The organism is Halomonas sp. MMSF_3323, assembly GCF_030733595.1.
Lineage (GTDB): Bacteria > Pseudomonadota > Gammaproteobacteria > Pseudomonadales > Halomonadaceae > Halomonas > Halomonas litopenaei.
On record NZ_JASHIT010000015.1, the window covers coordinates 25056 to 36070 of the forward strand.

The 11015-nt window shown below is 61.0% G+C and carries 7 protein-coding genes; 6 read left to right on the plus strand and 1 reads right to left on the minus strand.

Translation table 11 applies throughout. From position 1 onward, the window contains the following. The first annotated feature begins 131 nt into the window (after positions 1 to 131). The 6 genes from cls to RBB39_RS09565 all read left to right on the plus strand — a co-directional run bounded on the left by cls (position 132) and on the right by RBB39_RS09565 (position 9395). On the plus strand, positions 132 to 1565 hold the full coding sequence (gene cls / locus RBB39_RS09540) for a cardiolipin synthase (RefSeq protein WP_045992513.1): 1434 nt from the start codon (positions 132 to 134) through the stop codon (positions 1563 to 1565). Between the two features lie 259 nt (positions 1566 to 1824). Further along, complete coding sequence (locus RBB39_RS09545; RefSeq protein ID WP_108133590.1) at positions 1825 to 2742, plus strand: LysR substrate-binding domain-containing protein; 918 nt, start codon at positions 1825 to 1827, stop codon at positions 2740 to 2742. Between the two features lie 730 nt (positions 2743 to 3472). After that, the gene (locus tag RBB39_RS09550) at positions 3473 to 5032 is read left to right on the plus strand and encodes a TolC family protein (protein ID WP_083970689.1); all 1560 of its coding nucleotides are present in this window, start codon (positions 3473 to 3475) and stop codon (positions 5030 to 5032) included. Positions 5033 to 5043: 11 nt separating this feature from the next. Beyond that, complete coding sequence (locus tag RBB39_RS09555; RefSeq protein ID WP_045995191.1) at positions 5044 to 5850, plus strand: efflux RND transporter periplasmic adaptor subunit; 807 nt, start codon at positions 5044 to 5046, stop codon at positions 5848 to 5850. Then, the gene (locus tag RBB39_RS09560; protein ID WP_052704566.1) at positions 5847 to 7256 is read left to right on the plus strand and encodes an efflux RND transporter periplasmic adaptor subunit; all 1410 of its coding nucleotides are present in this window, start codon (positions 5847 to 5849) and stop codon (positions 7254 to 7256) included. The genes RBB39_RS09555 and RBB39_RS09560 overlap by 4 nt, the downstream gene beginning before the upstream one ends. Positions 7257 to 7271: 15 nt before the next feature. Next, on the plus strand, positions 7272 to 9395 hold the full coding sequence (locus RBB39_RS09565; protein WP_124804726.1) for a site-2 protease family protein: 2124 nt from the start codon (positions 7272 to 7274) through the stop codon (positions 9393 to 9395). Positions 9396 to 10172: 777 nt separating this feature from the next. On the opposite strand, the gene RBB39_RS09570 is transcribed toward RBB39_RS09565, so the two are convergent. Continuing rightward, positions 10173 to 10985, minus strand: coding sequence for a hypothetical protein (locus tag RBB39_RS09570; RefSeq protein WP_185696455.1), 813 nt, complete (start codon positions 10983 to 10985; stop codon positions 10173 to 10175). Between the last annotated feature and the right edge of the window lie 30 nt (positions 10986 to 11015).

The following is an 11015-nucleotide window of genomic DNA, read 5'->3' on the forward strand; positions in this document are numbered from 1 at the left end:
TAAATGAGCATTTTGATCCGATTTTTAACGCCGTATTACCGAGCGCAGGCACTTTTCAGACAAGCCCTAGCAAGTGCGCCCCGACGCTCAGCGCTCGATGTGGTGCGGTATCACACGGATGGAGACCTTCGATGACCTCATGGCTGCTTGGCCTGGCCATCTTTCTGATTCACCTGGGCGGGGCCATCTCCGCCGTGCTCGCGCTGATGTCGAGTCGAACCTCTCAGGGGGCGATCGCCTGGATCATTTCGCTGGTCGCCATGCCGTATCTGGCGTTGCCGGCCTACTGGGTCTTCGGCCGACCACGCTTCTACGGCTATGTGTCGGCGCGCGGCCAGCGCGATACGCTGCTGCGGCGCGTGTTGTTGCGCTATCGAGATCGCTTCGATTCCTATCTGGTGGGGGCCACCGACGCTGACGTCAAGGCGGTCGAAAAGCTTGCCATGATGCCGCTGACCCGCGCCAACTCGACGGAGCTGCTGGTCGATGGCGATCAGACCTTCGACAGCCTGTTTGCCGGTATCGATGCGGCTCGCTCTTATATCCTCATTCAGTTCTTCATCGTGCGTAATGATGAACTTGGTCGTCGGCTGCAGGAACATCTGGTGCGGGCGGCACGGCGTCAGGTGCGGGTCTACTTCCTGTACGACGAGATCGGTAGCCGGCAGCTTGGCGACGGCTATCTGGGCGAGCTGCGCGAGGCGGGCATCCACGTCAGCGCCTTTCACTCCTCGCGCGGATGGCGTCACCGTTTTCAGCTCAATTTCCGCAATCATCGCAAGATCCTGGTAGTGGACGGTCGCGAAGGCTGGCTCGGTGGTTTCAACGTGGGGGTGGAGTATCTGGGACAGGATCCTCGCCACGGACCCTGGCGCGATACCCATCTGAAGCTGGTCGGGCCCAGTGTGCTGGGGCTGCAGGAGGCCTTCTGGGAGGACTGGCACTGGGCCACCGGCACTATGCTGAGTCTTTCCTGGGCGCCCCAGGTGGATCAGCCCACGGTCGATGAAGGCAACGGGCGCCATGTGGTGATCGTCCCCTCGGGCCCGGCGGATCCCCAGGAGACCGCGAGCCTGCTGGTCCAGCACCTGATCCACAGCGCCCATCAGCGTCTGTGGGTGACCAGTCCCTACTTCGTTCCCGATGAAGGCGTCCAGGATGCACTGCGCCTGGCCGCCATGCGCGGGGTGGATGTGCGCATCATGATGCCGGAACGTCCCGACCATCTGCTGGTGTTCCTGTCGGCCTTCGCCTTCCTGCCGGACATGATCCGCGCCGGGGTCAAGGTCTATCGCTATCAGCCGGGGTTTCTCCATCAGAAGGTCATGCTGATCGATGACAGCGCCGCCAGTGTCGGTACCGTCAATCTGGACAACCGCTCCTTCCGATTGAACTTCGAGATCACCGCTCTGGTGCCACATCAGGCGTTCGCCCTGGAGGTGGAGGCCATGCTGGAACAGGACTTCGCCAACTGCCGCGAGGTCAGCCTCGACGAGCTGCGCTCGCGTCCGCTGTGGCGCAAGCTGGTGTCCCGGGCCGCCTACCTGCTGGCGCCTGTGCAGTAGTCTGTGCAGTCGCCTATGCAGGCGCCGCCGCTGCCTTGCCATCCCCCGAGGCAAAAAGAACAAGGCTCTGCTGGAGGCTGGTCAATGTCCGGCACAGTGGCACGCAGCGTGGCGGAGCAATAAAGCGTCAGTATTCCCTTGGGAAGGTGGGCGCTTTCCGGTACATTTAGCCGTTTTATCGGGCGGTCGCATGTGGCCCCTTCGGTCGCGTTCCCGGCGATGGCGTCCCGTGTGGTTGGTGTCTTGACAAGGAGTGCTGGTGAATCTAGAAACGAAATGGCTCGAGGACTTCGTTGCGCTGTCCAACACCCGCAGCTTCTCGGCCTCCGCACGCCAGCGCCACGTCACCCAGCCGGCCTTCAGTCGTCGTATACGCTCCCTCGAACAGGCGGTGGGCGTCACCCTGGTGGATCGCTCGACCACGCCCATCGACCTGACCCCTCAGGGGCAGCTGTTTCTGGTGACCGCCCGCAATATCGTCGAGCAGCTCAACGAGTCCCTCGGCCATCTGCGCGGCCTGGCCATGGCCAACGAGGCGCTGGACGTGGTGGCGGCCCATTCGCTGGCGCTAAGCTTCTTCCCTCAATGGATCTCGCGGCTGCAGAAGGGGCTCGGGGAGTTGCCGACGCGGCTGGTGGCGATGAACGTGGGGGAGGCCATCCATGTGCTGCGCGAAGGCAACTGCGACCTGATGCTGGCCTACTACGACCCCTACGCCAGCATGCAGCTTGACGGGGAAGTCTTTCCCTCCTTTTCCATCGGGCGGGTCAAGATGATACCGGTGAGCCTGCCGGATGAGCAGGGGGCGCCGCGCTTCCCTCTGGACGGTGACGACTCCCTGCCGTACCTGGCCTACACCCAGGGTGCCTTTCTCGGGCGTAGCGTGCGCATGCTGTTGAAGAATGACCCGTTGCGCATGCGCTTGCGTACCGTCTACGAGACCGCCATGGCCGAGGGGCTCAAGGCCATGGTCATGCAGGGCGTGGGCATGGCCTGGATACCCGATTTCTGCCTCAGACAGGAGCTGAAGAGCGGGGCGGTGGTGCGTGCCGGTGGCGAGCAATGGGACGTCCCCCTGGAGATCCGCCTGTATCGCTGTTCACTGGTGCACAAGCCCGGCGTCGAAAAACTGTGGCGCCAGATGATGAAGCTGCCGCGAGACTTCCTCGAGGCCTGATCGCCTTTACCTCTGACAAGTGCCTGCGGACCTGTGCCCGTCAGGCGCTATCCCCTCCTTGTACGACGACAGACACCACACCCAGCTACTGGACCCGGCATGGAGGTCCCATGTCGCTCAGTGGTTGCGAAGACCCCCGTGTCTATTCCCATTTCCTGTCTTTGATCCCGCTTTGTATTCCTGGTTGATCCCAACATTCGTGTCCTGACGTTTTCACCATGCATTCCTGACTGATCCTGGCTGTCGCGTACCGACGATTTCGCTCTAGATGGCTTGGAAATTCACGATGCTGGCTGGTGGCGCTTGTCCCGTTAAGCGAGGGTTTCGCATCCGATGGCATGCAGCTCGGTCATGTCCTTCTCGCGCTACCTGCTGCGTGTATATCCGTACCACGCCAATGAAAAGAAGCATGAAAGGTGTAACAAAGGAGAGCCTTTCTCGCTCGAGGTGACACTCTGTGCATTATCGAAAGTTGTCGGTCGTGACTGTGATCAAGGTCAAGAAACTGGGCCAACCTTTGCGCTCTTCGAGTTTTCATATTGACCCATTGTCCAGCTCTCTGGATAGTTGATTACACGAAGTAACATAAGTTATACGCTCGCTTTCTCGACGTTTGTGCGCTGTTGCAATGTTGGGCGCCTGTCGGTGGCGGCCGGTAGGCAGGTGCGCAACCAGCAGGCAAGACGCGTCACTCTTGAAGGCTGAGGTAATTTCGGCAGGGGGCACAGGGATGGTCGATAAAAAGTGTGGAGTGGCAGGCCAGAGGGCCTCGTGCTTCGGAAAGCAATATGGAAAGACCTGGGTCGGCGTCGCAACGGCGCTGGTGCTGTCCGGCTGCGCTGTCACCCCTCAACCGATGTCGCAACAGGCCAATGAACAACGCGCCGACGACCTGTTGGCGAGGGTAACGGCCAGTCAGGAACCCGTTATTGCCCCAATCGATCTCTATTCGGCAATGGCCCGCGCCATCAAGTACAACCTGGACTATCGGGTGGAAGTGATGGAGCAGGCCTTGCGCACCAAGGAGCTCGATCTGGCGCACTACGATTTGCTGCCCAAGGTGGTCGGTAACCTCAACTATACGGGACGCGACAATGAACCGGGCAGCTCCAGTATTTCTCTGTTGAGTGGTCAGGAGTCGCTGGAACCTTCGTCCTCCAGCGAACGCAACCAGTTGGCGACCGATCTTACCATGAGCTGGGACGTGCTCGATTTTGGCCTGTCCTATGTGCGGGCTCAGCAGAGGGCCGACAGCGTCATGCTGGCCGAGGAAAGCAAGCGAAAGGTCATCCAGCGCATCATCGAGGATGTACGCGCCGCCTACTGGCGAGCAGTCAGCGCAGAACGTCTGTTGGCCAAGACTCGAGAGCTCGAAGAGAGCACACGAAGGGCGCTGGATCAGGCCCACCGGCAGCAGCGCAGTGCTTTGACGGCGCCGCTTCCTGCGCTTAGCTATGAACGTGAACTGCTGACCATACGCCGCGACCTCGAGTCACTGACGCGGGAACTGCGGGTGTCCAAGCAGCAGTTGGCAGCGCTGATGAACCTTCCGCCCGAGCAACCCTACCAACTGGTGTTGCCGCCGCGTGACCTGGCCTGGAAAGGGATCGACCTTTCCTACGACACCATGTTGAAGCTGGCGGTGATGAATCGCCCGGAGCTGCGTGAAGTCGCCTACCAATTGCGCAACAACGAGCGCGAGGGCACCACAGCGATTCTGGAAACCTTGCCGAGTCTCAAGCTCTTTGTCGGAGCCAACTATAGCGACGACGACTTTCTCTACAACAGTGACTGGGTCAGCTATGGCGCTCGCGCCAGCTGGAACCTGCTGAAGGTGTTCAGTCTGCCGGCCCGTCAGGATCGTATCGACGCCCAGAGCGATCTGCTCGATGCACGGAGCCTGGCATTGACCATGGCGGTGGCGACTCAGGTATCGGTGACCCGAGCACGCTATGAACTGCGGCGTGGAGAACTCGGCACGGCCAAGCGATTCCTTGAGGTGCAGCGAGCGATCGAGCATCAGGTGGAAGCTGGCTATCGTGCCAGGCACGTCAGCGAGCAGACCCTGATTCGCGAACAGATGAATACCCTGCTGGCCGAGGTGCGGATGGATCAGGCGCTGTCGGACCTCCAGGGGGCTTACGCCAATGTCTATACGGCCACCGGCATCGACGCCGTGGATGCCGGCATGAGCAGCAACGAAAGCGTCCTGGAGCTTGCCGATGATCTGCGTGCTCTGTGGGCGCAGCGTGGCGATGCCTTGGCCATTGACGTGGTGGCATCGCCATGAGGGCGCACGGGATGAACAGCAGAAGCCTGGGGGCGGGGCAGTGTGGCCAGCGGACTCGCACGCTCTGGCCGGGACTCGTGCTGGCAGTGCTGCTGTCGGGGGCTGCCCAGGCCAGCGACATGGGCGAGGCCAGAGGCATCCTGAGGGCCGAGCACGAGGCGATACTGTCGAGTCGTCTATCGGCCAGAGTGCTTGAGGTGCCGTTCAAGGAAGGCGACCACTTCGATGTCGATGAGGTACTGGTCGGCTTCGACTGCGCCGGACTCGACGCCGAGTTGCGTGCGACGGAGGCTAAGGCCGCAGCGGAATCCCGCAACGCCGCCATGCAGAACGAACTGTTGCAGATGGGCGCCACCGGACAGGCGGATGCCGACATTGCACGTTTCAAGCTGCGTGAGCAGCGGGCCCGGGTGGCCGCCATCCAGGAGCAACGCAAGGATTGTCAGATCAAGGCGCCTTTTGCCGGGCGAGTGGTTGAGCCCATGGTACGCCCCAACGAGACGCCGGAAGCCAACGCTCCCCTGATCCAGGTGGTGAGTGACGGCGCACTGGAATTGCATATGGTGGTGCCTTCCTGCTGGTTGAGTTGGATGACCCGGGGTAGCGCCTTCGGCTTCGAGGTGGACGAGACCGGCGACAGGCTTGACGCAGAAGTGTCGCGCATCTCGGCTGCCGTCGATCCCGTCAGCCAGACCGTCAAGGTGATCAGCCGAGTGGACAATGCACCGGCACGGGTTCTTCCCGGGATGAGCGGCACCGCGACCTGGCTCTCCAGCGGGGACGGTGAGGGCAGGCGCTGTGGAGTGACCTCCTCATGACGAGTGTGGCGATTGAGCGCCAGTCTACTACCGAGGCGCAACACCCGGTGGCGGAGGAACAGGCCAGAGCGAGTGGCTCGGAGGTGGGGCCAGGTGGCGAGCGGCTGATTCGTATCGAAGGCGCCTTGCGCCACTGTGACAGCCTCGACCAGCTGTGGTGCCACCTGGCCAATGAGGGGCAGAGCCTGCTCCAGGCTCGCCAGTCACTGGTGTTTTGCCTGTCGGGCAGAAATCGCTGGCGAGTCAAGGCGGTGGGAGGACTCGCGCGGGTGCCTCATGACAGTGCTCAGGTGCTTGCCTACCAGCATCTGGTGGGCAGTGACTGGCGTGAACACCGGGACGAGACGCAACCGCGCTTGCTGGATCTTGCCAACGTCCTGGAGGACGAAGGCATACCCGCCATGCGCCATGGGCTGTGGATACCGCTAAGCCATGGCGACCGGCCCATCGGCGCCGGTTGGTTACTGACTCGCGAGCGTGCCTGGGAAACACCGCACCTGGCCCTGGCCAGTCGTCTTGCCCAGGCCTACGGTCACGGCGCCAGCGCGATCCGAGGTCGACGCCGTGTGTCTCTTGGGCGAGCACGGGGGGCGCGCGGACTGGCGCTGGCTACGGTGCTGGGCCTGGGGGCAGCCTTGGCGCTGGTGCAGGTACCGCTGACGTCGAGGGCGCCCGCTGAGGTGGTCGCCAGTGAGCCGTTTGTCGTGGCGGCACCGATGGCGGGCGTCGTCGACCGCATCCTGGTCGCTCCCGGCGCCCGGGTGGCGCTGGGTGATCCGCTGGTCCAGCTGGTGGACGTGGAACTACGCAATGACTTCGAAGTTGCCCAGCGCAAGGTTCAGGTGGCCCAGTCCAAGGCGTTGAGGCTACAGCAGGCTGCCATCGCAAGCAGTGAGGCCAAGCGCGAGCTCGCCATCGCTCGCAGCGAGCTGAGAGTTGCCGAAGCCGAGCGAGATTATGCCCATGACCTGCTCGACAAGGCGGTAGTTCGCGCCGAGCGCAGCGGGGTCGCCCTCTATGGCGACCCGCAGGATTGGGTAGGGCGTCCCGTGCGGGTGGGTGAAGCCGTGATGCAGGTAGCGGACCCGGCGGATATTGCTTTCCGGCTAGAAGTGGCGGCCGCCGACGCCGTCACCCTCGAACGTGGAGCCTCGGTGGATGTGTTTCTTGATGCAGCACCCCTCGAACCGGTGTCGGCGGTCGTGGCACGGGCCGCCTACAAGGCCGAAAAGAACGCCAGCGGTATCGCCAATTTCAAGGTGATGGCGATACCGGAAACGCCGAGAGAAGACATGCCGCGGCTGGGTCTCAGAGGCACGGCGCGAATCCATGGTGAGCCGGTATCACTGTTCTACTATCTATTCCGGCGCCCGATCGTCACCTTCAGACAGTTGACAGGCGTCTAGGCCGTGGCCAGGGCAATGCAGGACACGTCCGATTCAGCAGAGCAGGAGCTGCTTGGGTCGCTTCGTCAGGAGCTCGAGCTGATCGAAGGTGGGGCAGAACCAGGCAAGGCCGCTCGCTGGAAGATTCATGACCCACTGGCCGGACGGTTTTTCGAGATTGATGCCAGGGTCGTCGATATCCTCGCCTGCTGGTCGGCGGGGACGGTGGAGGCTTTGAGACGACGTCTTGATGCTCGCGGACACGTCGACATCAGCGAAGAGGATATTCGCCAGATCCAGCAATTTCTGGATCACAACGACCTGCTCGAGGCCAGCGAAGGCCGCAGCTTCGACAAGGCTCGGCGATATCGTGAGGCCAGCCGGCCATCCTGGTGGAAGTGGCTGCTTCATCACTACCTGTTCGTGCGTATCCCCCTGGTGTATCCAGGGCGTGGATTGAAGCGCTGCCTACCGCTAGTCGCCATCTTCTTTCATCGGGGCTTTTGGCTCTTTACGGCGATCCTGGGTGTCATTGGCCTCTACCTTGTTTCTCGCCAGTGGGAGAGCTTCTTCACCACCTTGCCGGCGATGTTCAGCGTTTCCGGCGTGGTCGCGTTTTCCCTGAGTCTGGTGCTGGTGAAGACGCTGCATGAGCTTGGCCACGGCTTCTGTGCGACCCGCTTTGGGGTTCGTGTGTCGAGCATGGGGGTGGCGCTGATCGTGATGATGCCGGTGCTGTTTACCGACACCACCGATGCCTGGCGGCTGCCCCGGCGGCGCAAACGTGTGCTGATCGATCTGGCCGGGGTGGCGGTGGAACTGGTCATCGCTGTCTATGCCACTCTGGCCTGGGTTTTTCTACCGGATGGCGCTCTGCGTTTCGTGGCCTTTGCGCTTGCCACCACCGGTTGGGTGCTGAGCCTGGCGGTGAACCTCAATCCCCTGATGCGCTTCGACGGCTACTACCTGTTCAGTGACCTGCTCGGCATTGTCAACCTGCAGGAGCGGGGCTTTGCCATGGGGCGCTGGTGGTTGAGGGAAGGGCTTTTCGGTTTTGGCGATACGCCGCCGGAAGCGCTGAGTCGTGCCAAGCGCCGGGTATTGATCGGCTATGCCCTGGCGGTATGGGTGTATCGCTTCTTTCTGTTTCTCGGGATTGCCCTGGTGGTCTACCACCTCTTTTTCAAGGTGCTGGGCGTCTTTCTCTTCAGCGTGGAAATTCTATGGTTCATTGTCATGCCGATACTGCGTGAGCTGATGGTCTGGTGGAAAAGACGCAGGGAGGCTGGCCGGCGGGTGCTGATGACCCTGGCGGTGGCCGCCGGCATCGCTGCCTTCGTTGCCTTGCCTCTGCCTCATCGAATCACGGTGCCGGTGGTGTTCGGCGCCAGTCAACAGGTTCCGGTGTTTGCCCATCGCGCCGCCAGGGTCGAGCAGGTGCTGGTCCGCGTCGGCGATGTCGTCGAGCGGGGGCAGGTACTGGTCAGGCTCGAAGTGCCAGCGTTGCAACAGCGGGAAAGAACGGTGCAGGAACATCTGAATCTGGTGGATAGGCGCCTGGACCGACGAAGTGCCGACAACACGGACCTGTCCCAGAGTCTGGTACTGGAGAGCGAACGGGACATGCAACGCCAGCAGCTTGCTGGACTCACCGATCAACGTCGTCGGCTCGACGTCATCGCCCCCATGGACGGCACGGTGGTTGAGCTTGCCGACTACCTGCATTCGGGCCGCTGGGTCGGCACAGACCTTCGTCTGGCGTTGGTAGCCAGTACGGATCGGCTATCCGCCCGTGGCTACGTCAGCAGCGATGATCTGGGATTGCTGGCGCTCGGTCAGCCTTGTTTTTTTGTCGATGACGAGCGTCTCTGGCCGCAGACCCCCATGCACGTCGAGCGAATCGCCGCCGCCGCTTCCCGCTACGTCGATCAGTGGATGTTGGCGTCAGACCACGGCGGGCCTATCGCGGCACGGCCCGATGACCAACGCTCCGTGCCGGAACGTGCGCTATTCGAACTGTTGGCAGTCTCTGACCAGGACCAATCGTCGCCGCTCACCGAGCTTCGCGGGGAGCTTCACCTGGAGGGGCAACCGTCTAGCCTGGCAGCCAGCATGGCACGTCGTGTGGCCCAGGTGCTGGTGCGTGAGTGGGGGTCATAGGCGTCGCAGTCATTGAAACCTGACACGTCCAGGTGACGGTCAGCCCGAATTCAAAGAGGGAGATCCGACATGATCAAGGACGACTTACTGATTCGCGAACTCGAAGCCCGGGTGTTGCTGGATGCTGCCAGTACCGCCACCGTCGACAACGTCAAGCAAGCGGCTGACGCCGCGGTTGCAACGACAGATGCGGGCTCCGCGGATCATGATGCAGGCCATGATGTATTGATGAGCGCCCTGCAGCACGTGGAAGCCCAGAAGGGCGGGCGGGAGCGTGCTGCCGGGGGCTCCGACATCGATGGAGATGGCGTCCTGGATGTCGACGACATCGATGATGACGGGGACGGTATTCTCGATTCAGTGGAAGGTGGATCACAGCAAATAACCTGCAATAGCGTGACGAGCGGCGGGGCTTCTTCGGCTGGACTGGATCGTCTGGCCGACGGTAACACAAAAACTTACTTTATCTCGTCCACTGTAGAGCAAATCAGCGATTTTACGTTCAACTTTGACACACCCATCGATCGTATTTATGGGATCGACCTGTGGAACAACGCGGGAAGTGTTTTGAATGATGCCCAGTCCATTGGGTCGATAGGTGAGATCAGGTTTTATAATTCTTCCGGTGACTTGATCTATTCAACCACTCGATATGCTGCTATTAACTCTGTCCCCGAAGGGGCGGCAGGTTGGCCACTTCATATGGATATACCAAAAGATATCCACGGCGTGGCTAGTATTCAGTTTTTCAATATTAAAGGTAGGGCGGGAGGCGGTTCAGGGATTGCGGTGACAGAAGTCGCATTCTTCGGCAGGATCGACAGTGACGGAGACGGCGTCGCTGATTCTGCTGACCTGGATAGCGACAACGATGGTATCACCGACAACATCGAGGCCCAGTCCTCCAAGGGGTATGTGGCGCCCAGCGGCATCGACAAGGACAAGGATGGCCTTGATGACGCCTACGATGCTGCCACCGCCAATGCCTCCGCTACGGCCAGCAAGGGCCTGGCGCCGGTCGATACCGATGGCGACAGCACGACAGACTATCTCGACAGCGATTCCGACGACGACGGCAAGCAGGATATCGCCGAGCGCGACGCCGGGGCCTGGTCCATCACAAGTGAAACCGATACCGATGGCGACGGTCTGCTCGACATCTTCGAGGGAGCGGATGCCAATGATGGCTATGACGCCAACGACGAGCTGATCAAGGACGGGAACTTTACCCTTCTCGATAGTGACAACGACGTCAGCGCGGATGGATCGGACGCTGTGCCGAGCGTAGCTGACTTTGACTATCGTGATAGCGCTCGTCTCGACCCGGATGGTGATGGCATCGATAACAGCGTCGATATCGATGATGATAATGATGGTATTATCGACGAAAATGAGTATGACTACAGTCGACCAAATATGGTGGGAAATGGCGGGTTTGCCGGTGGAGATACTTCCGGTTGGTATTACAGCACGCCACCCTATACTACTGACAATGGCAGCAAACCTAGCTGGTCTCATAGTTCTAAAAATTCTTCTCTGACGGGAGGGCTTTTTGATGAGATTAGTCCTGGTGAAAACGGTGGGAATCATAGCCTGGTAAATGCAGCGAATTATGAAGAG